We start from the raw sequence: 25455 nt of genomic DNA on the forward strand, positions 1-25455 counted from the left end.
TCGAACAAAACGAGGAGTCACCGAGTGAAAAAGATTCTTGCGGCTGTGACCGTTGCCCTGCTCGCCGTATCGGCAGGCAGCGCGTACGCGAAGGACTGGTCGACCGTGCGGTTCGGCGTCGACGCCAGCTACCCGCCTTTCGAATCGAAAGGCGCCGACGGCAAGGTTGTCGGTTTCGACGTCGATCTCGGCAACGAAATCTGCCGCCGCATCCACGCGAAGTGCGTGTGGATCGAAAACGACTTCGACGGGATGATCCCGGCGCTGAAGGCCCGCAAGTTCGACGGCGTGCTGTCGTCGATGTCGATGACGCCGGCGCGTCAGGAACAGATCGCCTTCTCGGCGAAGCTGTTCAACACGCCGACGCGCCTCGTCACGAAGAAGGGCACGGGCCTGATGCCGACGGCCGAATCGCTGAAGGGCAAGTCGGTCGGCGTCGAGCAGGGCACGATCCAGGAAACCTACGCGAAGACGTACTGGGCGTCGAAGGGCGTGAACGTCGTGCCTTACCAGAACCAGGACCAGGTCTACGCCGACCTGATCTCCGGCCGTCTGGACGGCGCGCTGCAAGACGCGGTGCAAGCCGAGATCGGCTTCCTGAAGACGCCGCGCGGCGCGAACTTCGACTTCGCCGGCAAGGACATCGACGATCCGAAGACGCTCGGCAACGGCGCCGGTATCGGCCTGCGTAAGGAAGACACCGACCTGAAGGCGAAGATCGACGGCGCGATCGCCGGCATGCGCAAGGATGGTACGTACGACAAGATCGCGAAGAAGTACTTCGATTTCGACGTCTACGGCAAGTAATACGGCCAGCCGGCGCGCCGCGCGCCGCGATGAAACGGGCTCCGCGAGGAGCCCGTTTTTTTTGCGCGCGCGGGTTGGGCGACGTTATTTTTTTCGTACCAAACCGATGATTCACAAGGAAAATCCGCGCGTTCCGGTACCGGTTTGATGGCGACGACGCAGGCAACGTACAATCGTCCTTCCACGCACACCGGATCCTTCGCGGCTGCGCCGCACTCCCCCATCATGCAAACGCAGACCCATCCGCTGATTTCCCCCGCCGTCGGCACCGAACGCCAGATCACGAGCTTCCACTACGGCCCGCGCGGCGGCAAGAAGGTCTACATCCAGTCGTCGCTGCATGCGGACGAACTGCCCGGCATGCTGGTCGCCACGCTGCTGCGCCGCAAGATCGCCGCGCTCGAGACGGCCGGCAAGCTGCGCGGCGAAATCGTGGTCGTGCCCGTGCCGAACCCGATCGGCCTGTCGCAGCACGTGTTCGGCGATCACCTCGGCCGTTTCGAGCTCGGCTCGATGCAGAACTTCAACCGCAATTTCTACGATCTCGCGGCACTGGTGCTGCCGCGCGTCGAACACCATCTCACGAACGACGCGCAGCGCAACCTCGTCGCCGTGCGCGCCGCGATGCGCGAAGCGCTCGACGAGCAGAAGCCGCGCACCGAACTCGACTCGCAGCGCCTCGCGCTGCAGAAGCTGTCGTTCGACGCCGATATCGTGCTCGACCTGCACTGCGACAGCGATGCGGTGATGCACCTCTACACGAATCCCGACCTGTGGCCGGACGTCGAGCCGCTGTCGCGCTATCTCGACGCGCAGGCGTCGCTGCTCGCGCTGAATTCGGTCGGCAACCCGTTCGACGAAATCCACAGCTTCTGCTGGTCGGATCTGCGCAGCCGTTTCGGCGACCGCTTCCCGATCCCGAACGGCGCGATTTCCGTCACGGTGGAACTGCGCAGCGAACGCGACGTGTCGTACGAACTCGCCGAAAAGGACGCACAGGCCATCGTCGAGTACCTGACCGAGCGCGGCATCGTCGACGGCACGCCGGCGCCGCTGCCGCCGCTCGCGCATCCGGCCACGCCGCTCGCGGGCACCGATCCGCTTGTCGCGCCGGTGTCGGGCGTGATCGTGTTCCGCACGCCGGTCGGGGCGATGATCGAGGCGGGCCAGGCCGTGGCCGACATCGTCGATCCGCTGACCGATCGCGTCGTCACGCTGAAGAGCAGCGTATCGGGCGTGCTGTACGCGCGCCAGATCGTGCGCTTCGCGACGGCCGGCATGGAAGTCGCGCGCGTCGCCGGCGCGACCGCGATCCGCACGGGTTCGCTGCTGTCGGCCTGAGCGCGCGGCCCGCGCGCCGGGCCACGGCGCGCAGCGCACGCACCAACGAAATCGCCCGCTTGCGCGGGCGATTCGCTTTCCGGAGGGCACGTCGGCGGCCGGCGACGGCCGCCGGCCGTTCGGCGTGAAGACCGTTCAGAATGCCGGCACGATCGCGCCGCCGAACTTCTGGTCGATAAACTTGCGCACGTCGTCCGATTCATAGGCCGCGACGAGCTTCTTCACCCACGGCTTGTCCTTGTCCTGCGCACGCACCGCGATCAGGTTCGCGTACGGCCCGCGCAGGTCCTCGATCGCGATCGCGTCCTTCACCGGCGTCAGCCCGGCCTTCACCGCGTAGTCGGTATTGATCGACGCGGCATCGACGTCGGGCAGCGCGCGCGGCAACTGCGCGGCGTCGAGTTCGACGATCTTGATCTTCTTCGGGTTCTCGGCGACGTCGAGCGGCGTCGCGTTCACGCCGTTCGTGCCGACGCCCGGCTTCAGCTTGATCACGCCGTACTTCTGCAGCAGCAACAGCGCGCGATTGCCGTTCGACGGGTCGTTCTGGATGCCGACCTTCGCCCCCACCGGCAAGTCCTTCAGGGACTTGAGCTTCTTCGAGTAGAAGCCCATCGGCGCCGTGTAGGTGAGCCCGACGTTCACGATCCTGTAACCGCGCTGCTTGATCTGGCTGTCGAGGAACGGCTGGTGCTGGAAGCCGTTCGCGTCGAGGTCGCCCGAATCGAGCGCCGCGTTCGGCTGCACGTAGTCGTTGAATTCGATGACCTTGATCGCGAGCCCTTCGCGCGCGGCGACCTTCGTCACTTCGGTCCAGATCTGCGCGTCGGGGCCGCTCATCGTGCCGATCTTCAGCGTTTGCGGATCGGCGTGCGCGCCGGGCGCCGCGAATGCCAGCGCGGCGGCGAGTGCGCCGAGGCCGGTCAGGATCGAACGTCGCATGGTGTCCTCTTGTCCCGTGTCGTTTGTTGGAGCACGGATCGTGACACGGGGCCCGAACGCGACAAACCAAGCTTATTTCATGTGCATATTCCGGATCGGGATCGATTCTCTGCCGAAATCGGTATAACCCCCGCTGGCCAACCCGGGCAGAATTCGGTGTCGCATCGGCGCCACACATTCTTCATATGACAGTCGCTGTCATATTCATTACGTGCCCCGCCGATAAAGTTGCGGCCGGTCCGTGAAAGCGCCCAGAGAGAGCGCCGGAACCGCAACTGGACACGCCATTTATTCGCTCGGAGAATCCTTTGAACAAGAAACTGTTGACCATCGCCGCCCTGGCAGCAACGGCCGGCACGGCGCACGCACAAAGCAGCGTGACGCTGTACGGCGTCATCGATGCCGGTATCAGCTACGTGAACCACAGCAAGACCGCCAACGGCGGCACGGGCAAGCTGTTCAAGTACGACGACGGCGTTGCCCAGGGCAGCCGTTGGGGCCTGCGCGGCACCGAAGACCTCGGTGGCGGCCTGAAGGCGATCTTCGTGCTCGAAAACGGCTTCAACAGCGGCAACGGCACGATCGGCCAGGGTGGCGCGATCTTCGGCCGCCAGGCTTACGTCGGCCTGAGCCAGTCGCAGTACGGCACGGTCACGTTCGGCCGCCAGTACTCGTTCTCGACCGACATCCTCGGTTCGAACTACTCGACGGGCGGCAACACGGTCGCGGGCAACTACGCGTACCACGTGAACGACATCGACCAGCTCACGTCGAGCCGCATCAACAACGCCGTGAAGTTCCAGAGCGCGAACTACTCGGGCTTCACGTTCGGCGCGTTGTACGGCTTCTCGAACTCGACGGACTTCGCGGGCGCACCGGCCACGACGTCGGGCACGACGACGACGGCAGGCTCGTCGCGCGCATACAGCTTCGGCCTGAACTACGCGAACGGCCCGATCTCGGTCGGCGCCGCCTACACGGACATCCGCTACCCGAGCCAGTCGTCGCCGGCCTTCTCGACGACGATCGCGAACCTGAGCACGGGCAACGTCCGCGACCTGCGCACGTACGGCGTCGGCGGCCGCTACGTCTGGGGTCCGGCAACGGCATGGATGCTGTGGACGCGTACGCAGTTCTCGACCGTTTCGGGCGCGGGCGGCACGTTCTACAACGCATACGAAGCAGGCGCGAAGTACGCGTTCACGCCGGCCCTGTCGGGCGGCCTCGGCTACACGTACACGAACGCGACGCAGAACGGCAATTCGTGGCACTGGAACCAGGTCAACGGTATCGCCGACTACGCACTCAGCAAGCGGACGGACGTGTACGGCCTGGTCGTGTACCAGCAGGCTTCGGGCAAGGGCGTGCAAGCGCAGATCGGCTCGAGCACGAGCTACTTCAACACGTCGGGCACGGGTTCGAAGAACCAGATCGCCGCCCGCATCGGCATCCGTCACAAGTTCTAAAGCGTCCGCTTAACTCGCGGATCACGACGGCAAGAAGCGCCCCGCTCCACGCGGGGCGCTTTTTTATGGGCTTTTAAGTTTCGCTTAATTCTGGGCTGAGACGATGCTCTCACCCCCCCTGTTGGCCGCCTGAGCATCGGCGGCTTTTTTTTTAAATGCCGACGGCGCCGCCATCGATTGCCCACAAGACAGGATCGGAGGCCATGATGATCGAAGATACCGTTTTCAGCCATCTGCACGCGATTCTGACGTGCCAACACTCGCTGCCGGTCCAGAGTTGCCGCGTCTCAGTCGAAATGCAGCGCCCGTGGGGCCGACCGTATCGGCTCGTCGAATGGACGATGCATCTCGACGCCCCCGCACGGCGCCAGATCGTGCCGGCCGAATCGACCGACGAAGAGATCGCCGAGGTCGTCGCCTCGCACGTGCCGGGCCGCCTTTACGGCGACGGCCGGCTGCAGTTCTGACCGCGCTCCCGCGCCGCCCGCGTCCCGCCTGTCGGCCGCGCCGCACGCATCGTGCGGCAGTCGGTCTCGTTTGACGCGGCAACGAAACCTGCTACGCTGCGCGTTTTCGTCCACGCAACACACGATGGAAAACGCATTCAACGAACGTGGCGTCATGGTCACGCGCAACGGCCTGTCGGCCGCCGGGCAGGTATTCGCACTGCGTGACATCCGTCACGTCGATGTCGTCAAGATTCCCAAGAACCGCCTCGTTCCGTCGCTGATCTCGCTGATCGGCGCGGCCATCGCCGTCGCAGGCGGCATCGGCGCATCGAGCGCCGCGCTCGTCGTCGGCGTGATGCTCGTCGTCGTCGGCTACCTCGCCTGGGCCACGCAGGACATCACGTACCGGCTGATGGTCGAGATGCCCGACGGCAAGCGCGAAGCGCTGTCGAGCACCGACGCCGCGTTCGTCGAACGCGTCGCGCAGGTCGTGCGCGATGCACAGGCCGCCAAGACCGCCAACTGATCCCCTTCACGCGGCTGCACGCTTCGATTCACGGTTGCCGGACGCACGCGGTGCGTGCCGGCACGTGTCGGCACGTGCGGCTGCCTCGGCGAACCGTATTCCCGCACGTCATCGCCCGCCCCGCGCCTGCGCCGCGCGCGCCGACCGCCTAGTATGGAAGGAGCGGCGCGCCGCCGCATCGTCCGAGGAGGCCAGCATGAACGTCCATTCGCTGTCCGGCACGCTTCGCGCGCAGGAATTGCTGATCGTGTCGATGATCCGCGCGCTACCCCCTGACGCACGCCGCGCGCTCGTCGACCTCTACACCGAACAGATCGTCTTCGCCGAACAGGCCGGCTTCGACGTCCACAGCGATCGCGCGACGCACGAAGCGTTCATCGCGCACGCGCGCAACCTGCTGATCCGCATCGAAGCGCTGGCCTGACCGGCGCGCGCACGGCTCCCGAAAGGGCTGCCGCGGCGCGTGCGAGCCGCGCACGCGAGCGCTCACTCACGCCGCCTTTCGTCCTTGTATTGATAATAATTCTCATTTACACTGGTAAAGTTGTCAGTTGCCTTTCAATTCGCCGTTTGCCGCCTGCCGCGCGCAAACGGGCCAGCCAGGTGAACGCGTCACCCAGCCAGCCTTCGGGCTTGTTATCGTCAATGGGAGACCACCTGTGCATTGTTATTCGCTGGCGCGGCGGCCGATCTGTGCCGCGCTGTTCGGCGCGTTCGGCCTGTCCGCCGCCACGGCTCACGCCGATTCGTCGCCGCAAGGCGCCAACCCGCCTTCCGCCGTCCTCGTCGCCGCGTCCGCGCGCGGCGACGCGGCGCTGCTCGACCCCGTCACCGTCACGGCCACCCGCACCGCCACCGCCGCGAGCCGCACGGCGGCATCCGTGTCGGTGATCACCGACGAGGATCTCGAGGAACAGCAGGCCACCAACATCAAGGATGCACTGCGCTACGAGCCCGGCATCACGGTGCGCCGCACCGCGTACCGGCCGGGCAGCGCCGCGCTCGGCGGCGGCCGCGACGGCGATTCGAGCATCAACATCCGCGGCCTCGAGGGCAACCGCGTGCTGCTGATGGAAGACGGCATCCGCCTGCCGAACGCGTTCTCGTTCGGCCCGCTCGAAGCGGGGCGCGGCGACTACGCCGACCTCGACACGCTCAAGCGCATCGAGATCCTGCGCGGGCCGGCATCGGCGCTGTACGGCAGCGACGGCCTGACCGGCGCGGTGAACTTCATCACGAAGGACCCGCGCGACCTGCTGTCGATCTACGACAAGCCGTACTACTTCTCGTTCCGGCCAAGCTACGACTCGGCCGACCGCAGCATCGGCGCGACCGTGTCGGCCGCGGGCGGCAACGACCGCATCCAGGGGATGATCATCGCCGACGGCCGGCGCGGCCACGAAGTCGATACGCGCGGCAGCAACCATTCGGCGAGCACGCTGCGCACGACGTCGAACCCGCAGGACGTCTATTCGGAATCGCTGCTCGGCAAGCTCGTGCTGACGCCCACCACGCGCGACACCGTCAAGTTCACCGCGGAAACGGTGCAGCGGCGCGTGAGCACCGACGTGCTGTCGGCGATCAACCCGCCGACCACGCTCGGCCTCACGACCCACGACCGGCTCGAGCGCAACCGCTTCAGCGTCGACTACGACTTCCGCGACGACGCGTTCCGCTGGTTCCAGACCGCGCACCTGCAGTTCTACTACCAGGACGCGAAGCAGGACCAGTACGCGTTCGAGACGCGCGGCGCGCCGCTGAAATCGCGTTCGCGCGACAACCAGTACCGGGAACGCACGTTCGGCGGCTCCGCGTTCGCCGAAAGCGGCTTCGCGACCGGCCCGTTCGCGCACAAGCTGCTGTATGGCGTCGACGGCAGCCTGTCGCGCGTGACGAACCTGCGCGACGGCACGGTGCCGGGCGTCGGCGAAGCGTTCCCGAACAAGGCGTTCCCCGACACCGACTACACGTTGTTCGGCGCGTTCGTGCAGGACCAGATCGGCTACGGCCGCCTGCTCGTCACCCCGGGCCTGCGCTTCGACACGTACCGGCTGAGCCCGACCGAAAACGATCCGCTGTTCACCGGCAAGGCCGTGTCGACGAGTGCGAACGAACTGTCGCCGCGCGTCGCCGTGCTCTACGAGATCACGCCGGCCGTCATTCCGTACGTGCAGTACGCGCACGGCTTCCGCGCGCCGACGCCCGACCAGGTGAACAGCAGCTTCTCGAACCCCGTGTACGGCTACACGTCGATCGGCAATCCGAACCTGAAGCCCGAGACGAGCGACACGTTCGAAGCCGGCCTGCGCGGCAAGGCCGGCACCGGCTACGGCGTCGTGCGCTACAGCGCGGCCGCGTTCACAGGCCGCTACCGCAACTTCATCTCGCGCACGACGATCGCCGGCGCCGGCCGGCCGTCGGACCCGTTCGTGTTCCAGTACGTGAACTTCGCCGACGCGCGCATCCACGGCCTCGAAGGCCGCGCCGAATGGGTGATGCCGAACGGCATCACGCTGAAGACGGCGATGGCGTTCACGAAGGGCTCGACGCAGAACGACGGCGCGGCCAGCCAGCCGCTGAACACCGTCAACCCTTTCTCCGCCGTGTTCGGCGTGCGTTATGAGCCGAGCGAGCGCTGGTTCGTGCAGACCGACCTGCTGTTCCAGGCCGCGAAACGCGACAAGGACGTCGACAAGTCCGATTGCTCGAACAAGGCGTGCTTCACGCCGCCGTCGTCGTTGGTCGTCGACCTGCGCGGCGGCTACCGCTTCAGCAAGCACGTGAGCGCGACGATCGGCATCCGCAACCTGTTCGACCGCAAGTACTGGAACTGGTCGGACGTGCGCGGCATCGCGGCCGATTCGCAGGTGCTCGACGCGTATTCGTCGCCCGGCCGCACGGTCGCCGTCAGCATGAAAGTGGATTTCTGATGCGCATCGCCCGCGCACCCACCCCAACCGCTACTTGAAGGAGTCCGACATGATGCAATCCGCCCTTCCCGGTCAATCGGCCGGCCCGGCCCGTGCGGCCGCCGCGCTGCGCGACGCATTCATCAAGCTCAAGACCGAGCGTCAGCTGCGCAACCGCGACGTCGCCCAGGCGCTCGGCGTCAGCGAAGGCGAGGCGCTTGCCGCGTTCGTCGGCGAGCACGTCGTGCGGCTCGACGCGCGCTTTCCGGCGATGTTCGAGGAAATGCCGCGCCTCGGCCGCGTGATGGCGCTCACGCGCAACGACACGGCCGTCCACGAGAAGGACGGCGAATATGCGCAGATGAGCCACGACGGCCCGGTCGGCCTCGCGCTCGGCGACATCGACCTGCGCATCTTCTATCGTCACTGGGTGTCGGCGTTCGCGGTGCGCGACGAAACCGCGCACGGCCCGCTGAAGAGCCTGCAGTTCTTCGACGCGCAAGGCCATGCGATCCACAAGGTGTACCTGCGCGCGCACAGCGACCACGCCGCGTACGACGCGTTCGTCGAACGCTGGCGTGCGCCGTCGCAGGAGCCGGGCCTCGACGTCGCGCCCGCCGCACCGAAAACACCCGAGCGTGCCGACACCGAGATCGACGTCGCGGGCTTCCGCGCCGCGTGGGAAGCGATGACCGACACGCACCAGTTCTTCGGCATCACGCAGCGCTTCGGCGTGAGCCGCATGCAGGCGCTGCGTCTCGCCGAGCCGCACCATGCATATCCGGTCGAAACCGCGCATGCGCTGCGCCACGTGCTTCAGCAGGCGGCACAAAGCGGCCAGCCGATCATGGTGTTCGTCGGCAACGCGGGGATGATCCAGATCCACACGGGTCCCGTCGCGAACGTGCGCGAGGTCGGCGCATGGATCAACGTGCTCGACCCCGGCTTCAACCTGCATGTCCGCGAAGACCTGATCGCCGCCGCCTGGGTCGTGAAGAAACCGACGAGCGACGGCATCGTCACGTCGCTCGAACTGTTCGACCGGCAGGGCGACCACGTCGCGCTGCTGTTCGGCGAACGCAAGCCGGGCAAGGTCGAACGCGACGACTGGCGTGCGCTCGTCGCGACGCTGCCGGCGGCCGCACGCGGGGGCGCGCGGTGAGCGCGCGGCCGTTCGATCCGCGCCGCCGCGCCGTGCTCGCGGGCGCGGCGGCCGGCGCGCTCGCGGGCGCGCTGCCCGGCAGCGTGCTCGCCCAGGCTGCGCAGGCCGCCCCGAAGCGCGTGGTCGTGATCGGCGGCGCGCTCGCGGAAACCGCGTTCGCGCTCGGCGGTGCCGAGACGCCGCGCTACCGGCTCGTCGGCGCCGACACGACCTGCACGTATCCCGACGCCGCGAAGCGTTTGCCGAAAGTGGGCTACCAGCGCGCGCTGTCGGCCGAAGGGCTGCTGTCGCTGCGCCCCGATCTCGTGCTCGCGTCGGCGGAAGCCGGCCCGCCCACCGCGATCGCGCAGGTGAAAAGCGCCGGCGTCACGATCACGACGTTCGACGAACGCCACGACGTCGAATCGGTGCGCGCGAAGATCACGGGCATCGCGCAAGCGCTCGACGTGCGCGAGGCCGGCACCGCGTTGCTGCAACGTTTCGATCGCGACTGGCAGGCCGCGCGTGACGCGGTCGCCGCGCGCGCGCCTGCCGGCGTGCAACCGCCGCGCGTGCTGTTCGTGCTGAACCATACCGGCAACCAGGCGCTCGTCGCCGGCCAGCGCACGGCCGCCGACGCAATGATCCGCTATGCGGGCGCGCGCAACGCGATGCAGGGCTTCGATCACTACAAGCCGCTGACGACCGAGGCACTCGCGGCCGCCGCGCCCGACGTCGTGCTGATCTCCGACGAAGGGCTGGCCGCCGTCGGCGGTCGCGCCGCGCTACTGGCAACGCCCGGTTTCGGTGCGACGCCGGCCGGCCGCGCGCGGCGCGTGGTGTCGCTCGACGCGCTGTTGCTGCTCGGCTTCGGCCCGCGCCTGCCGCTCGCCGTCACGACCCTGCACCGACGCCTGTCGGATGCGCTCGCCTGATTCCGGATCATCTCGATGCCCGCTCACGCTTCGCCCTTCTCCGCGCCGTCGCCCGCCTCGCGCGCCGGCGCCGCGCGCGTCGGCACGTCGCGCCGCCTGGCGCCGGTCACCCTGGCCGCGCTCGCCGTGCTCGTGTGCGCGATGTCCGTCGTCGCGCTGTGCGTCGGCGCGTATCGCATTCCGCTCGCGGAGGCCTGGGCCGCCCTGAGCGGCGATGCCGCCGCGCAGCAGGCGCGCGCGGTGCTGCTCGACATCCGCGCGCCGCGCGTCGCGCTCGCGCTGCTGGTCGGCGGCGGCTTCGGCGCGACCGGTGCCGCGATGCAGGCGCTGTTCCGCAATCCGCTCGCCGATCCGGGCCTCGTCGGCGTGTCGAGCGGCGCCGCGCTCGGCGCGACGACGATGATCGTGCTCGGCCCCGCGCTCTTTGCCGCGCACGTGAGCGCGGCCGCGCTGCCCGTCGCCGCGTTCGTGGGCGCGCTCGCGGTCGCCGCGCTCGTTTATCGGCTCGCCGCGTCGCGCGGCCGGCTCGCGCTGCCGCTGCTGCTGCTCGCCGGCATCGCGATCAACGCGCTGGCCGGCGCGGCGATCGGCCTGCTCACGTTCGTCGCCGACGACGCGCAGTTGCGCTCGCTGACCTTCTGGAGCCTCGGCAGCCTCGGCGGCGCGCAATGGCCCGCGCTGGCGGCCGTCGCGCCATGCGTCGCGATCGGCTGCGTGCTGCTCGCGCGCGAACGCGACGCGCTGAACGCACTGCAGCTCGGCGAAACCGAGGCATTGCATCTCGGCGTGCCCGTGCAGCGGCTGAAGCGGCGTGTGCTCGTCGCGGTCGCGCTCGCGGTCGGCGCGCTCGTCTCGTGCGCGGGCATCATCGGCTTCATCGGGCTCGTCGCGCCGCATTGCGTGCGGCTCGCGTGCGGCCCCGACCAGCGCATCGTGCTGCCCGGCGCCGCCCTGCTCGGCGCGTTGCTGACGCTCGCCGCCGATCTCGCCGCGCGCACCGTCGCCGCGCCGGCCGACATTCCGCTCGGCGTGCTGACCGCGCTGCTCGGCGCACCGTTCTTCCTCGCGCTGCTGTGGAAGAGCCGCGGCGCGCTCGGCGGGTAATCCCTTTTTCACGACGACCATGCTGACCGCCCACCACCTCGACGTCGCCCGCCGGCACCACGCGATCCTGCGCGACCTGTCGCTGTCGATCGAACCCGGCCGCGTGACCGCGCTGCTCGGCCGCAACGGCGCGGGCAAGAGCACGCTGCTGAAAACCTTCGCCGGCGAACTGACCGGCAGCGTCGCGCCGAACGGCGTGCGCGTGACGGGCGACGTCACGCTGAACGGCGAGCCACTCCAATGCATCGACGCGCCGCGGCTCGCGTGCCTGCGCGCGGTGCTGCCGCAGGCCGCGCAGCCGGCGTTCCCGTTCAGCGTCGACGAAATCGTGCTGCTCGGCCGCTATCCGCATGCGCGACGCAGCGGCGCGACGTCCCACCGCGATCGCGACATCGCGTGGCTTGCGCTCGAACGCGCGGGCGCCGATGCGCTCGTCGGCCGCGACGTGACGACGCTGTCGGGCGGCGAGCTCGCACGCGTGCAGTTCGCCCGCGTACTCGCGCAGCTGTGGCCGGACGACGACGCAGCGAAACGCGGCCCGCGCTACCTGCTGCTCGACGAGCCGACCGCCGCGCTCGATCTCGCGCACCAGCATCGCCTGCTCGACACCGTGCGCGCGGTTGCACGCGAATGGCAGCTCGGCGTGCTCGCGATCGTTCACGATCCGAACCTCGCCGCGCGGCACGCGGATACGATCGCGATGCTCGCCGACGGCACGATCGTCGCGCACGGCGCACCGCGCGACGTGATGACGCCCGCGCATATCGCGCAATGCTATGGATTCGCGGTAAAGATGGTGGACACCGGCGACGGTGCGCCGCCGGTGATGGTGCCCGCGTAGCGCCGAGCGCCGCACGGCTCGATGCCCGCCATCGTCCGCCGCTTTCATTCGAGATCGTTTGCCCCTTTCCTTCGAGGCGCCCCATGCCCGTTCCGATGACTCGCATCATCCTGTACGTCCACGACGTCGCGTTGCTGAAAGCGTTCTACCAGCGGTATTTCGCGTTGCCCGTCATCGAGGAGATCGACGGCGAATGGGTCGTGCTCGACGCCGGTGCGGTCGAACTCGCGCTGCATCGGGCCGGCCCGGCGTTCCGCCACGCGGCCGTGCCCGCGCACGCGAACGCCGGCACCCGTCACGTCAAGCTCGTCTTCCGGATCGATGCCGATATCGACGCGCATCGCGACCGGCTCGCCCGCGACGGCGTGGCCGTGCGCGATCTCAAGCGCTACGACGGCTTCCCGTACCGGATGGTCGACGGCATCGATCCGGAAGGAAACGTCTTTCAGATGATGCAGCCCGACTGAACACCGTCCCGGTCGACGTGGCCGCGAGCGCTCAGTGCTCCAGGTCCGCCGCGCCGAACGTCCGCATCTTCCAGCCGAGCCGCACGGCGAGCATCCGCATCGAGAACCCGGTCGCGAGCGCGACGATCGTCGCGCCATCCGCGTCGATGCCGAGATGCGGCATGCCGACGTACAGCGCACCGGTGACGAACGCGACGCTTGCATAGAGCTCCTCGCGCAGGATCAGCGGCATCTCGTTGCACAGCAGGTCGCGCAGCATCCCGCCGCACACGCCCGTGATCGCGCCGGCCAGCACGACGATGATCGGCGCGATGCCGGTCGACGCGCCGACGTCGCAGCCGATGATCGTGAACGCCGCGAGGCCGATCGCATCGACGGTGACGAACAGCGTCTTCATCCGCGCGACGTGCCGCGCGGCCCACGACGCGACGGTCGCCGCGACCAGCGTGATCACCAGATACTCCGGATGCGCGATCCAGCCGAGCGGATAGTGGCCGAGCAGCACGTCGCGCACGGTGCCGCCGCCGAGCGCCGTCACCGCGCCGACGAGCGCGAGCCCGAAACGGTCCATCCCGCGGCGCATGCCCATCAGCGCCCCCGACATCGCTTCCGCGACGATCGCAATCAGATAAAGCGTATGCATGGCGCGCGTCAGTCGTCGGTCCGGAACAGGTCGAGCACACGTTCGCGCTCGGCCGCATCGACAGCCGCGGGCATCGGCGCGTCGGGCTTGCCGCTGTCGCCCGGCGCGTCGGGCTTGTCGGTTGCCGGCGCGCCGCCGCACGCGAAGCGGCTGCGAATATACGCCGGCACGTCGGCCGTGCAGGCGCCGTGCGCGTATTCGGCGTAGACGAAGTCGCCATCGACGAGCGCGACGTCCTGCGGCGGCGTCGCGTCGACCGGCGTGCGCCCGTCGACGGCCGTCTTCATGTAGTCGAGCCAGACCGGCAGCGCGAGCGTCGCGCCGGTCGCGCGCCCCATCGGGCGCGGCGTGTCGTAGCCGAGCCACGCGACCGCGACGATGCCCGACGAGTAGCCGGCGAACCATACGTCCTTCGACCCGTTCGACGTGCCCGTCTTGCCGGCCGCGTCGTCGCGGCGCAGCGCGAGCGCGCCGCGCGCGGTGCCGGCGCGCACGACGTCGCGCAGCATGCTGTCCATCACGAACGCGTTGCGCGCCGAGACGACGCGCTCGCCCGACGGCGCGGTCGCCTCGTACATCGCGCCGCCGTGACGCTGTTTCACCGACAGGATCAAGCGCGGCTCCATCCTCGTGCCGCCGTTCGCGAACACGCTGTAGGCGCTCGCGAGTTCGAGCGGCGTCACGGCGCCCGCGCCGAGCGCGAGCGGCAGCGACGCCGGATTGCGCTGCGCGTCGAAACCGAAACGCACCGCATGCTGCTGCACGTAACGCGCGTCGGTGGCCTGCATCAGGCTGACCGCGACCAGGTTCTTCGAGCGCACGAGCCCCCGCCGCACCGGGATGAAGCCCTCGTAGCGGTTGCCGAAATTGCGTGGCCGCCACGGCTGCGCGCCGGTTTCCGCGCGCGTGAGCGTGCGCTGCGTGTCGTCGACCAGCACGCCCGGGAAGTAGCCCTTCTCCAACGCCGCCGAATAGACGAACGGCTTGAAGCTCGAGCCCGGCTGGCGATACGCCTGCAGCGCATGGTCGAACACGTTGCGATTGAAATTCGCGCCGCCGACCAGTGCCAGCATGTCGCCGGTTGCCGCATCGAGCGACACGAGCGCGCCCTCGAGCCCATTGCGCGCATCGCGCTTCGCGCGCGGCTGCCGGTTCAGCGTGCGCTCGAGCGCTGCTTCGGCCGCGCGCTGGTCGCGCATCGAGATCGTCGTCGTCACGTCGAGGCCGAGCGTGTAAGCGTCGTCGTGAAACCGCTCGACCATCATCCGGCGTGCGCGCTCGGCGACGTACGGCGCCGCGACGATCCCCGGCGGCGGCGTGGTCGCCAGCACGATCGGCGCATCGACGGCCGCGCGATACGTCGCGTCGTCGAGCTGGCCGAGCGCATGCATGCGGCCGAGCACGTAGTCGCGCCGCGCGGTCGCGCGCGCCGGGTTGACGACCGGGTTGAACGCGGAGGGCGCCTTCGGCAGCCCCGCGAGCACGGCCGCTTCGCCCGCGCTCAGCGCGTCGAGCGGCTTGCCGAAATACACGTTCGCGGCGGCCGCGAAACCGTACGCGCGCTCGCCCAGGTAGATCTCGTTCATGTACAGCTCGAGCAACTTGTCCTTGCTGTACTCGCGCTCGAGCTTGGCGGCCATCAGGATCTCGGCGAGCTTGCGGCTCAGCACCTTGTCGCGCGTCAGGTAGAAGTTGCGCGCGACCTGCATCGTGATCGTGCTGCCGCCCTGCCCGGGCTGCCCCGTCACGACGTTCGCGAACGTCGCGCGCGCGAGGCCGCCGACATCGACCGCGCCGTGCGCGTAGAACTTCGCGTCCTCGGCCGCGAGCAGCGCGTGCCGCATCAGCGGCGGGATGCGTTCGAGCGGCACGAACTCGCGCCGCTCGACGCCGTATTCGGCCAGCAGGTCGCCGTCGCGCGAGAAAATCCGCAGCGGCAGCGCGGGACGATAGACGGCCAGATGCTCGACGGACGGCAGTTGCGTCCAGATGCGATTGATCGTCCAAACGCCGATGCCCGCGCACGCAAGCGTCAGGCCCAGCAGCACGCCCGCGAGCGTGCGCCACACGCGTCTGCGGCGCGGCGGCGGGGCGGGTGGCGGTGGCGGGTTGGCGGTGTGGTCGGTCATGTCGGGCTCCTTCTTCAGTGCCCGCGACGGCCGGCGCGAGAGGAGCGCCGACCGTTCACGGAAGGCGCGCATTGTCGAAGGGATCACCCGAAACCGGAACATTCTTTAGCCAAAGTTTGGCAGGCTAAATTTTATTCAGGAAAGCGCGCCGGAAGCCTTCCGCGCGGCATGTGCGGGCCTGCGGCGTATCGTCGCCGCAGGCCCGCACGCGGCACGCGCTCCGGTTCGCTTGTACCATCGTGTGATGTTCGATCGATACCTTGGCCTGTGGGGCCTCGTTCCCGACGGCGGCGCGATCCTGACCGCGAGCGGCGGCCTGCTGCCGGTGGTCTGGCAGGGCCGGCCCGCGATGCTGAAGGTCGCCACCTGCGACGAGGAGCGGCGCGGCAATGCGCTGATGGCCTGGTGGCACGGGCAAGGCGCCGCCCGCGTGTGGCTGCACGACGGCGACGCGATCCTGCTCGAACGCGCGCAGCCGGCGCCGACGCTCGCCGCATTGTCGGCAGCGGGCCACGACGACGACACGATACGCATCGCCTGCAACGTCGTCGCGCGGCTGCACGCGCATCGAGCGCCGCGGTTGCCTCCGGTCGTGCCGCTGCACGAGTGGTTCCATGCATGGCTGTCGCGTGACGCGGGCGACGACGTGCTGCGCCGCTCGGCCGCGGTCGCACGCCAGCTGCTGACCGAAACCGCCCCGACCGTCGACGAAGTCGTCCTGCACGGCGACATCCATCACGGCAACCTCCTGCATTTCGGCGATCGCGGCTGGCTCGCGATCGACCCGAAGGGGCTGCGCGGCGAGCGCACGTTCGACTACGCGAACCTGTTCTGCAATCCCGCGCACGACATCGCGGTCGATCCCGCGCGTTTCGAGCGGCGCGTCGCGCTCGTGACCGACGCCGCGCAACTCGACCGGCAGCGGCGGCTGCAATGGATTCTCGCGTGGTCGGGCCTGTCGGCCGTATGGTTGATGGAAGACGGCCTGCCGCCCGATACGCGGCTGCAGGTTGCGCAACTCGCGGCAATCGCGCTCGGTCTGTAGCAATACGCCCCGACCGTGAAGAGCGGGTCCATACCGGATTTCCAAGGGAAAGCGGCGAGGACAACCGGTATCCGGCCGGAAGCGGTCGCTCGCGCTGGTTGCGCCGAGGGGCCGCTTCGCTCCACGCAACTGCCGGACGGCTTCATGCGCCGGCATGCGACGTGAACAAGCGTCACGTCAGCTGTTTTCGTTCATCGTCAGGATGATCTTGCCCACGTTCACGGCCGACTCCATCCGTCGATGAGCGGCCGCGGCATCGGCGAGCGGAAACACGCTGTCGACGACCGGCTCCAGGCCTGCCCCGCCCGCGAAGCGGTCCAGCCAATGTTCGCGAAACCGCCGCACCATCGCGTGTTTCTCGCGCGGGTCGCGCGACTTCATCACCGTGCCGATGATTTGCAGATGACGGTACAGGATCTGTTCGAGACCCACGCTCACGTCACCGCCGCCGCCGAGTATGCCGACCTGCACCAGCCGGCCACCGTTTGCCAATGACGCGACATTCCGGGAAAAATACGGCGCGCCCACGAAATCGATCACGACATCGACACCGCGTTTGTCCGTCCTGCTGGCAGCGACTTCCGAAAAATCCTGCGTCTTGTAGTCGATCGCATGGTCCACACCCAGTTGAACGATCCGTTCCAGCTTCGAAGCTTCGGCAGTCGCGAATATCGTCGCACCGGTTGCATAGGCCAACTGGACCGCCGCGGAACCGACCCCGCCCGCCGCGGCATGAATGAGCACCGAGTCGCCGCGCTGCAAGCGGCCAAGATGCAACAACGCTTCGTGTGCGGTGACGAAGACTTCCGGTATGGCAGCCGCATGCACGTAGTCGATCGTCGCCGGAATGGGCATCGCCATTCTCCAGTCGATGCGCGCCAGTTCCGCATAGGCCCCGCCGCCCACGACGCCCATGACACGATCGCCGACCTTGTAACCCTGCACGGCAGGTCCGGTCTCGATCACCTCGCCGGCGATTTCGAGCCCCATGATCGTCGAATCGCCGAAGTTCGGCCGGCCGTATCCGCCTCGCCGATGCGTCAGATCCGCGCGATTCACGCCCGCGGCATGGACGCGTACCAGCAGATCGTCGGGACGAACCTCGGGTGCCTGGACCTCGGCGAGCTGGAGAACCTCGGCCTCGCCGAATTCGTTGAATGTGATGGCTTTCATTTCGAACCTTCCTGCGTCGTGGATGAATGGCCGGCGAAATCGTCGGACCGGGTTGGTGCGCCAAGCGTCGCCTGCGCCGCGGCGGATGCCGAGATCGCCGCGGGGAACCCCGCATAGAACGCGAGGTGAGTGATCGCCGCGGCGAGTTCTTCGCGCGTTACGCCGTTCGTCAACGCGCGGCGCAGGTGCGCCGGCAACTCGTCGAGGTGGCCCCCCGCGATCAGCGCGGCGACGGTCACGAGGCTGCGGTCGCGCGGCGAGAGCGCCGGATCGCTCCAGATCCGCGGATAGAGCGTGTCGTCGACGAATGCCGAGAGCGTCGGCGTAAAGGCGCGGGCGGCTTCCCGCGGGCTGCCGAAATCTGCGTGAGACATGGCGATTCCCCTTCAAGCCTGGCTGACGAACTTGTGCGTGAGGTAGTACTCGATGCCCTCGGCACCGCCTTCCGAGCCGTGGCCGCTTTCCTTCATGCCGCCAAACGGCAGTTCGGTCGAAACGATGCGGTACTGGTTGATGCCGATCATGCCGGCCTCGAGACCGTCCGCGACATCGATGGCCATGCGCGCACTGCTCGTGAACGCATAGGCGGAGAGCCCGTACGGCAACCGGTTCGCTTCGGCGAGCCCGTCGGCGAGGCCATCGAAGCGCATCAGCACCGCGATCGGGCCGAACGGTTCTTCGTGCATCACGCGCGCGTCCTTCGGCACGTCGGCGAGGACCGTGGGCTCGAAGAAGTACCCTTCGCCCTCGATGCGCTTTCCGCCGGCCAGAACCGTTGCGCCACGTTCCACCGCGTCGGCGACGAGTTCCTCCATCTTGGCAAGCTGGCGCGGATTCGCCAGCGGCCCGACCTGCGTGCCGGCCTCCATGCCGTTCCCGACCTTGAGCGCGTTGGCCGCACGCACGAAGTGACCGGCGAACGCGTCGTAGACGTCGCGCTGGATCAGGAAGCGCGTCGACGAGATGCAGATCTGGCCCGTGCCGCGAAAGCGATTCGCCGCGCCTTCGACCGCGGCCTTTTCCACATCCGCATCGTTGAATACGAGGACGGGCCCGTGGCCGCCCAGTTCCAGCGTGATGGGCTTGACGCCTTCGGCCGCGCGCGCCGACAGCAGACGGCCGATCGGCACCGAGCCCGTGAACGTCACCTTCCGGATGACCGGGGACGCGATCAGGTGCTTCGACACCTGGTCGGGCACGCCGAATACGACTTGAAGCACGCCCTTCGGCAAACCGGCGTCATCCAGTGCGCGCGCCAGCGCGAGCGCCGTGGCGGGGCTTTCCTCGCCGGGTTTGATGATGACGCTGCATCCGGCGGCGAGTGCGGCCGAGAGCTTGCGCGCCGGGGTGATCGCCGGAAAATTCCACGGCGTGAATGCGGCGACCGGCCCGATCGCCTGTTTCTTCACGAGCTGTTGCACACCCGGGCGGTTGGACGGCACGACGCGGCCGTCGATGCGGCGCGCCTCTTCGGCGAACCATTCGAAGTAGTCGGCCGCACGCAGGACTTCGTCGCGGCTTTCCGCCAGCGGTTTGCCTTCCTCGAGCGTCATGACGGTAGCGATGTGCTCGGCACGCTCGCGCATCAGTTCCGCGCCGCGCTTGAGAATGCGCGCGCGTTCGGCCGGCACGGTGCGGCGCCAGACGTCGAACGCCTGGGCGGCGACTTGCAGGGCGCGATCCAGATCGGCTGCCGTCGCCAGCGGGACGCGTCCGATCTCGATTTGCGTGGCGGGATTGATCACCGGCGCCGTTTCGCGTTCGCCCGCGTCGATCCATTCGCCGTTGATGAAAAGATGAAGTGCGTCGTACGTGATGTCCATGGCATTGACCTCTATGTTTAGGATTACGATTCAATTTAAGTTCGCGGCGAGCCGGACAGGAGAACCCGCGCCGCGCCGTGTCGGGATGATCCGCCGCATCGGGCTGGGCCCGGGTTCGAAACGTCGGTGCTCCGACTGCCTGACTTCGGGACTCAGTCTAGGCGTGAAGCGGGCGGCAACTTAGAGGGGCCGGAAAGAATGAATCTTGTCTGTGGAGAGAAAATCGCCCCGTCGGCACGAAGGCATATTGCAAGGATGCATAAAAACGACACTGGATTTCACGCTGACGGCACGAAACAGGCACGGGCCCTATCATCACAGGCTCGCGCGGGCCGGAACGCGGCGATTCGACGAAAAATTCAAAGCCAGGGTGCGTAATGGACAAGGTTCACACCATGTCGGTGTTTGCGAAAGTGGTCGAGATGGGCAGTTTCACGGCGGTCGCGAACCACCTCGATACGACTGTCGGCAACATTTCCCGAGCGGTATCGGTACTTGAGGACAATCTCAACACGCGGTTGCTGCAGCGCTCGACGCGACGGCTCGTGGTGACCGATGCGGGGCGGCGTTTTTACGAGCGCAGCGTTGCGATCCTCTCGGACATCGAACGAGCGGAAGCGGAAGCCCGCGATGCGCTGCTGGAGCCGCGTGGTGTATTGCGCGTGCATGCGGTTCCGGGATTGGGCCGCCAACTTGTTGCGCAAGCCGTGCTGGCCTATCGGAGCGCCTACCCGGAGGTATCGGTCGATCTCATGCTGTCGCAGCGGATGCCGAATCTGCTCGAAGAGCAGCTCGACGTGGCGGTCGTGATTGCCCGCACGCTGCCGGACTCGGCGTACGTGAGCCAGAAGATCGGCGCAAGCCACTGCATTCTGGCGGCGTCGCCCGATTATCTGGCGCGGCATCCGGCGCCCGAGTGCGTGGAAGATCTCGCCGATCACACGTGCGTGCGCCTCAGCACGGTCGATTACGCACCGGACGAATGGCATCTGCAAGGCAAGGCCGGCGAGGCCGTGTATCGTCCGTCGGGATCGCACTTCAGTATCAACGACATGGATGCGATGTCCACGGTACTGCAGGAGGGCGCGGGGATCGGACTGATCGCCGCCTTCTCGGCGATCGACGATTTGCGCAAAGGATCGCTCGTTCGCGTCCTGCCCGAATTCCACACCGCCCAGCGCAACGTGTATGCGGTGTATTCGTCCCGTCAGTTCGTCGACGCGAAGATCAAACGGTTCATCGATGTCCTGAAGGTGCGGGTCGGTGACCGCTTGAATGCGTATGCGGAGGAACTCGCCATCGCGGTCGCATGACCGGCTTCACGGTCGGCGTGGTCGGGGCCGCGCCGGACACTCACGGAAACCCATGAAGAAAAGCCCGCCGGCTTGCACCGGCGGGCTTTCGTGTCCGACCTGCGTGGCGGCGCGTTAGCGCGCCGGGTTCAGCAACAGGTTCATGTGACGGTTCACGTCCTTGTACAGCAGGTAGCGGAAGCGGCCGGGGCCACCCGAGTAGCAGGCCTGCGGGCAGAACGCGCGCAGCCACATGAAGTCGCCCGCTTCGACCTCGACCCAGTCCTGGTTCAGGCGATAGACGGCCTTGCCTTCCAGCACGTACAGGCCATGCTCCATCACGTGCGTTTCCGCGAACGGAATCACGCCGCCCGGCTCGAACGTCACGATGTTCACGTGCATGTCGTGACGCATGTCGCTCATGTCGACGAAGCGCGTCGTCACCCATGCGCCGTTGGTACCCGGCATCGGGATCGGCTCGACGTCCTGCTCGTTGGTCACGAATGCGTCCGGCAGCGGAATGCCGTCGACGGCCTGGTAGTGCTTGCGCACCCAGTGGAAGCGCACCGCGGCATCGCTGACGTTGTGCAGCGTCCAGTCCGCGCCCGGCGGAATGAACGCGTAACCGCCCGGCTTCAGCGTGTGCTGCTTGCCTTGCAGCGTCAGCTCGGCCTCGCCTTCGACGACGAACAGCACGGCTTCGGCGTGCTTGTCCTGCTCGGGCTTGTCGCTGCCGCCGCCCGGATTCACTTCGACGATGTACTGCGAGAAGGTTTCGGCGAAACCCGACAGCGGGCGGGCGATCACCCACAGGCGCGTGTTCGTCCAGAACGGCAGCCAGCTCGTGACGATGTCGCGCATCACCCCCTTCGGGATCACCGCGTACGCCTCGGTGAACATCGCGCGATCGGTCAGCAGATCCGTCTGCGGCGGGTGGCCGCCATGCGGCGCGTAATACGTTGTCTTAGACATAGTGCATCCAGGCAATGGGTTGGTCCGGCCCCTGGCGCAAACGGCATCGGGCGGTTCGCACGCGCGTGGGGCACGCATGCGGCGGCGGGACATCGTTGCCGGGGTGGCTTGAAAGCGCGTGCGCCTTCGTTCGGTCGGCCAGGCTTCGCGTCGGGTCCGTCCGGTTCATCGGACGCGGCGACCCGGGTTGTCGGGTCCGGCGGCCGGCCGCGGCGCTCGCGGTCATGCGGCGAGGCGCGGCGGGCGGCACGGTTCGACTCCGTACGCGGGCACCGCCGACGATAGCGAAGTCGATCGCGATCGACCAATTAAATGTTGCGATGACATCCATTCGATTTCCCACTACCCGCCGGCGCCCGCGATGCGCGGTGAAGGGCCATGGCGCGGCGGGCGGGCCATCAGGGAAATCCTGACGGCCAGGCAGCGGCCAGGTCATGTCCGGTCATGCGAATCGAGGGGGAAACGACGGGCTTGCGGCAGCGGATCGCTGCGACGGGGTCGTCAGGCTGAAACGGACGGAAGAACGATCCGCGATGGCGCACGCCGATTCTGCCCGGACGCGTTCATGCGCGGCAGGTCAGGTCGTCGAGCAACGGGGAAACACGGGGGGAGATGGATGGCCGGCCCGTCGATCGGGCGCAAGGCGGCGGCTGATGAAGCCGAAGGGACACGCCGGTGAGGCCGGCGATGACGGCCCGGCAGGCCGCCGGGCCGAATCTCGCGTCGGGTGCCGACGCCGTCGGCGCGCCGGTGCGCATGTCGCGCACCGTGCCGCGCCCGCGGCGATCAGTCCCAGTCGCGGTGGTGGTGACGATGCTTGCGGTGGCGATAACCGCGATCGCCGTAGTCGCGCTCGTACGAGCTGCGCGACATGTTGCCGCCGAGCGCCGCGCCGGCGCCGCCGCCGACGGCCGCGCCCAGCAGGCCGCCCGTGCGGCCGCCCATCGCGTTGCCCGCCGCGGTCCCCGCGCCGCCGCCGAGTGCACCGCCGATGATCGCGCCGGTGCGCTCGCGACGGTTCGACGTCACCGCGCCACCCGCGCCGCCGCCGATGGCGCCGCCGATCACCGAGCCCGTGCTGCCGCCGAGCGCACCGCCGACTGCCGCGCCGGCTACCCCGCCGAGCGCGCCGCCAAGCGCGTTGTTCATGTCACCGGCCAGCGCCGGCAGTGCAGTCGTGCCGGTCAGCGCGGCGACGACGAGAGCGGGGGCGATTTTCTTCCACATTCCCGTATTCTTCCTTGTTCGCAATCTGGTTATCGAAGGTCCGCTCGCTACGACGATCTGAATCGATCGACGTCGGGTGAGGCATTGTGCCGAACCGCGGACCAATTCATTTCAATGAGCTTGCGGCGAAGAATAGCACCGGTCCCGCCGCCTTGCCGTGGACATTCTGGTAACAAGTTGTTTACGAATAACGAAGGTCGGACGGGCACCCCGAAATTGCGCCAAACCCGCGCCGGCATTGGCTCCGGCGAGGGTCCCGACCAGCGCGGAGAGAGCCCGGCCCTGCGCGTCGTCGCACGTTCGAGACACACGTGGCAACACATCGGGCACGCGTCGTGAGCAGGCGCCCGAACGACGGCAACGGGGAAGGATGACGGGGTCAGTACACGCCGGGCAGCAACCGCCACGTCCGCGCGCAATACGCGTCGTATTCGGCGCCGAAATGCGCGCGCAGCAGCGCCTCCTCCGAGCGGATCCGCGCGACGAGCGGCACCAGCGTCAGCCCGACCAGCAGCAGGCCGATGCCCGAGCGGAAAACCAGCGACCAGCCGACCGAATTGACGAGCAGGCCGAGATAGCTCGGATTGCGGATATGGCGGTAGATGCCGTCGGTCACGAGCGTATGGCCCGGCTGGATCGCGACGAGCCCGCTGAAGCGCCTGCCGAGCACGAACACGGGCCAGATACGCAACGCACCGCCCGCGAGGTACAGCACGACACCGAGCCAGCGCACCGTGTCGCCGCCGAAGGTCCAGACATCGAGCCGGTCGGTCAGCGCGGGCACGTAGGCGAGCAGGAATCCGCTCACCGCGAATGCGGCGAGCACCCAGCGGTTGTCGCGATTTTCACGCTCGCCGCTGCTCAGGTTGCCTTCGGTGAACAGCGCGGCCACGGCCATTGCGAGCGTCGCGATCGCGACGACGGTCAGCTGCGGATGCGAGAAGAACGCGGCGAACCCGCCGATGCCGAGAACGGCGAGCCCGAGATAGACGAGCGTGGATACGCTCGACAGGACGACGACCTTGGGGGTCACTGCCATGACGGCCTCGCGGGGATGCGCTTTCCCGTGAAGTATAGGAAGCGCGCTCGCGAAGCGCCGTGAGCCGCCGTCATGCGGTGTGCGACTCCGGGCGCATCGCCCGGCGAAAGGCGGCGCACCGTGCCCCTGCGGCCGGAACGCCCGCCCGGAGGCGATCAGCGGATGCGGAAGTTGCCGCCGATCCCGACGCTGACGGGCGGCGCGTAATACGCGGGCGCATAGCCGTAGTAGGCCGGCGCGGGCGCGTAACCGTATGGCGGCGCGACGTAGCAGCCTGACAGGCCGCCGATCAGGGCAAGCGTGATGAGAATTCTGGACATGGCTCGGTTCCCGGCGCGAAAGACGAATGGCATCTCGCGAAGGCCGCGCCGCCGCGACGGCGGCGGCCGGCACGACGAGGCGATCCGCCTCTCGTGTCGCTCGATGATGCAATGCGCGGAGTCTAGCGCCGGGCCTGGCCGGCCGAGTTTCGCCGGCGGTTACACGTGTTACCTCGCATGACCGCTGAAACAGTCGGGTGCGGGGCGGCGGCCGGCCGCCGGGCCCTTGCCGGACCGCATGCAATCGATCCGTTACACGAAATGCGCACGAATGCGCTGCGCGAGCGCCTCGAGCGTCGCGGCGTCCGCGATCTCGCGCGCATGCATCCGCAGCTCGACGCCTTCCCGGCGCGGAATCACGTGGAAATGCACGTGCGGGACCGTCTGGCCGGCCGCCGCGCCGTTGAACTGGCCGATGAACACGCCGTCCGGCTCGAGCGCCGCGCGCACCGCCGCCGCGACGCGCTGCGTCATGCGGATACCGGCCGTGGCCGCGTCGCCGGACAGCTCGAAGATCTGCGCGGCCGGCTCCTTCGGGATCACGAGCACGTGACCGTCGGCCTGCGGCATCAGGTCCATGATCGCGAGCGTCGCATCGTCTTCGGCGACTTTCACGCAAGGCAGTTCGCCGCGCAGGATTTTCGCGAACGGGTTGTCGTTGTCGTAGGTCATGGCGTTTTCCGATCTCGGTTGGACAGTTGGGCCGGGTGGCCAATGCCGGACGATTATCGGCCGATGGCCGCCCGGACATCAACTTGCGCGACGCGCAACACGGGGCGAACCGCCGGACACACGGCCACGCGAACGCATGCGGTCGTCATCGCACGTCACGCGGCCGCGATTGCAACGCATCGCCCAAACCTG

General features: G+C 68.0%; 25 protein-coding genes. 14 read left to right on the top strand and 11 right to left on the bottom strand.

Annotated features, from left to right (window positions below; all coding sequences use genetic code 11):
- Positions 1 to 24: 24 nt before the first annotated feature.
- Both AC0KUR_RS11915 and AC0KUR_RS11920 read left to right on the top strand, forming a co-directional pair.
- Entirely contained in the window at positions 25 to 807 is a 783-nt protein-coding gene (locus tag AC0KUR_RS11915; protein ID WP_034187744.1) for an ABC transporter substrate-binding protein, read from the top strand.
- A gap of 225 nt (positions 808 to 1032) precedes the next feature.
- Positions 1033 to 2148, top strand: coding sequence for a succinylglutamate desuccinylase/aspartoacylase family protein (locus tag AC0KUR_RS11920; RefSeq protein WP_034187743.1), 1116 nt, complete (start codon positions 1033 to 1035; stop codon positions 2146 to 2148).
- 135 nt (positions 2149 to 2283) lie between these two features.
- On the opposite strand, the gene AC0KUR_RS11925 is transcribed toward AC0KUR_RS11920, so the two are convergent.
- On the bottom strand, positions 2284 to 3090 hold the full coding sequence (locus AC0KUR_RS11925) for a MetQ/NlpA family ABC transporter substrate-binding protein (RefSeq protein WP_034187742.1): 807 nt from the start codon (positions 3088 to 3090) through the stop codon (positions 2284 to 2286).
- Between the two features lie 308 nt (positions 3091 to 3398).
- On the opposite strand from AC0KUR_RS11925, the gene AC0KUR_RS11930 reads away from it, so the two are divergent.
- The 10 genes from AC0KUR_RS11930 (at position 3399) to AC0KUR_RS11975 (ending at position 12928) form a co-directional block, all read left to right on the top strand.
- A complete protein-coding gene (locus tag AC0KUR_RS11930; RefSeq protein ID WP_473375932.1) occupies positions 3399 to 4556 on the top strand; it encodes a porin in 1158 nt (385 codons plus the stop codon).
- A gap of 206 nt (positions 4557 to 4762) precedes the next feature.
- On the top strand, positions 4763 to 5023 hold the full coding sequence (locus AC0KUR_RS11935) for a DUF2866 domain-containing protein (RefSeq protein ID WP_011548992.1): 261 nt from the start codon (positions 4763 to 4765) through the stop codon (positions 5021 to 5023).
- Positions 5024 to 5147: 124 nt separating this feature from the next.
- Positions 5148 to 5531, top strand: coding sequence for a DUF6232 family protein (locus tag AC0KUR_RS11940; protein WP_473375933.1), 384 nt, complete (start codon positions 5148 to 5150; stop codon positions 5529 to 5531).
- Positions 5532 to 5727: 196 nt separating this feature from the next.
- Positions 5728 to 5955, top strand: coding sequence for a hypothetical protein (locus AC0KUR_RS11945; RefSeq protein WP_473375934.1), 228 nt, complete (start codon positions 5728 to 5730; stop codon positions 5953 to 5955).
- Positions 5956 to 6190: 235 nt separating this feature from the next.
- Positions 6191 to 8461, top strand: a complete 2271-nt coding sequence (locus AC0KUR_RS11950; protein ID WP_473375935.1) for a TonB-dependent hemoglobin/transferrin/lactoferrin family receptor — start codon at positions 6191 to 6193, stop codon at positions 8459 to 8461.
- Between the two features lie 49 nt (positions 8462 to 8510).
- A complete protein-coding gene (locus AC0KUR_RS11955; protein ID WP_034187859.1) occupies positions 8511 to 9602 on the top strand; it encodes a hemin-degrading factor in 1092 nt (363 codons plus the stop codon).
- Positions 9599 to 10516 carry a heme/hemin ABC transporter substrate-binding protein gene (locus tag AC0KUR_RS11960; protein ID WP_301741392.1) on the top strand — a complete coding sequence of 306 codons (918 nt, stop codon included), beginning with the start codon at positions 9599 to 9601 and terminating at the stop codon, positions 10514 to 10516. Before AC0KUR_RS11955 ends, AC0KUR_RS11960 begins: the two co-directional genes overlap by 4 nt.
- 15 nt (positions 10517 to 10531) lie before the next feature.
- Complete coding sequence (locus AC0KUR_RS11965) at positions 10532 to 11620, top strand: FecCD family ABC transporter permease (protein ID WP_473375936.1); 1089 nt, start codon at positions 10532 to 10534, stop codon at positions 11618 to 11620.
- A gap of 19 nt (positions 11621 to 11639) precedes the next feature.
- Complete coding sequence (locus AC0KUR_RS11970; RefSeq protein WP_473375937.1) at positions 11640 to 12461, top strand: heme ABC transporter ATP-binding protein; 822 nt, start codon at positions 11640 to 11642, stop codon at positions 12459 to 12461.
- Positions 12462 to 12544: 83 nt separating this feature from the next.
- Positions 12545 to 12928 (top strand): VOC family protein, encoded by a 384-nt coding sequence (locus AC0KUR_RS11975; RefSeq protein WP_049030740.1) that lies wholly within the window; start codon positions 12545 to 12547, stop codon positions 12926 to 12928.
- A gap of 31 nt (positions 12929 to 12959) precedes the next feature.
- Here the strand turns inward: AC0KUR_RS11975 and AC0KUR_RS11980 are convergent, their stop codons facing one another.
- Positions 12960 to 13571 (bottom strand): trimeric intracellular cation channel family protein, encoded by a 612-nt coding sequence (locus tag AC0KUR_RS11980; RefSeq protein ID WP_473375938.1) that lies wholly within the window; start codon positions 13569 to 13571, stop codon positions 12960 to 12962.
- An 8-nt stretch (positions 13572 to 13579) separates the two neighbouring features.
- A complete protein-coding gene (locus AC0KUR_RS11985; protein WP_473375939.1) occupies positions 13580 to 15700 on the bottom strand; it encodes a penicillin-binding protein 1A in 2121 nt (706 codons plus the stop codon).
- 244 nt (positions 15701 to 15944) lie between these two features.
- Here AC0KUR_RS11985 and AC0KUR_RS11990 point away from each other — a divergent pair, with 244 nt between their 5' ends.
- Complete coding sequence (locus AC0KUR_RS11990; RefSeq protein WP_473375940.1) at positions 15945 to 16745, top strand: aminoglycoside phosphotransferase family protein; 801 nt, start codon at positions 15945 to 15947, stop codon at positions 16743 to 16745.
- 177 nt (positions 16746 to 16922) lie between these two features.
- On the opposite strand, the gene AC0KUR_RS11995 is transcribed toward AC0KUR_RS11990, so the two are convergent.
- From AC0KUR_RS11995 to AC0KUR_RS12005, 3 genes are read right to left on the bottom strand one after another with little or no spacing between them, the layout of a single operon-like run.
- Positions 16923 to 17918 (bottom strand): NAD(P)H-quinone oxidoreductase, encoded by a 996-nt coding sequence (locus tag AC0KUR_RS11995; protein ID WP_473375941.1) that lies wholly within the window; start codon positions 17916 to 17918, stop codon positions 16923 to 16925.
- Positions 17915 to 18292: a carboxymuconolactone decarboxylase family protein gene (locus AC0KUR_RS12000; RefSeq protein WP_034187730.1), complete on the bottom strand. Its 378-nt coding sequence runs from the start codon at positions 18290 to 18292 to the stop codon at positions 17915 to 17917. Before AC0KUR_RS12000 ends, AC0KUR_RS11995 begins: the two co-directional genes overlap by 4 nt.
- Before the next feature lie 12 nt (positions 18293 to 18304).
- Entirely contained in the window at positions 18305 to 19741 is a 1437-nt protein-coding gene (locus AC0KUR_RS12005; protein WP_059559038.1) for an NAD-dependent succinate-semialdehyde dehydrogenase, read from the bottom strand.
- 377 nt (positions 19742 to 20118) lie between these two features.
- Here AC0KUR_RS12005 and AC0KUR_RS12010 point away from each other — a divergent pair, with 377 nt between their 5' ends.
- Positions 20119 to 21054, top strand: coding sequence for a LysR family transcriptional regulator (locus tag AC0KUR_RS12010; RefSeq protein WP_034187728.1), 936 nt, complete (start codon positions 20119 to 20121; stop codon positions 21052 to 21054).
- A gap of 114 nt (positions 21055 to 21168) precedes the next feature.
- Here the strand turns inward: AC0KUR_RS12010 and AC0KUR_RS12015 are convergent, their stop codons facing one another.
- The 5 genes from AC0KUR_RS12015 to AC0KUR_RS12035 form a co-directional block, all read right to left on the bottom strand.
- Positions 21169 to 22005: a bifunctional allantoicase/(S)-ureidoglycine aminohydrolase gene (locus tag AC0KUR_RS12015; RefSeq protein ID WP_069705711.1), complete on the bottom strand. Its 837-nt coding sequence runs from the start codon at positions 22003 to 22005 to the stop codon at positions 21169 to 21171.
- Between the two features lie 786 nt (positions 22006 to 22791).
- Positions 22792 to 23232, bottom strand: coding sequence for a hypothetical protein (locus AC0KUR_RS12020; RefSeq protein ID WP_034187726.1), 441 nt, complete (start codon positions 23230 to 23232; stop codon positions 22792 to 22794).
- A 379-nt stretch (positions 23233 to 23611) separates the two neighbouring features.
- Entirely contained in the window at positions 23612 to 24271 is a 660-nt protein-coding gene (locus AC0KUR_RS12025; RefSeq protein WP_069705710.1) for a methyltransferase family protein, read from the bottom strand.
- A 155-nt stretch (positions 24272 to 24426) separates the two neighbouring features.
- Complete coding sequence (locus AC0KUR_RS12030) at positions 24427 to 24591, bottom strand: hypothetical protein (protein WP_167361907.1); 165 nt, start codon at positions 24589 to 24591, stop codon at positions 24427 to 24429.
- Positions 24592 to 24843: 252 nt separating this feature from the next.
- On the bottom strand, positions 24844 to 25263 hold the full coding sequence (locus AC0KUR_RS12035) for an HIT family protein (RefSeq protein WP_473375942.1): 420 nt from the start codon (positions 25261 to 25263) through the stop codon (positions 24844 to 24846).
- Between the last annotated feature and the right edge of the window lie 192 nt (positions 25264 to 25455).

It is taken from the genome of Burkholderia sp. YHN3-13 (assembly GCF_055810675.1).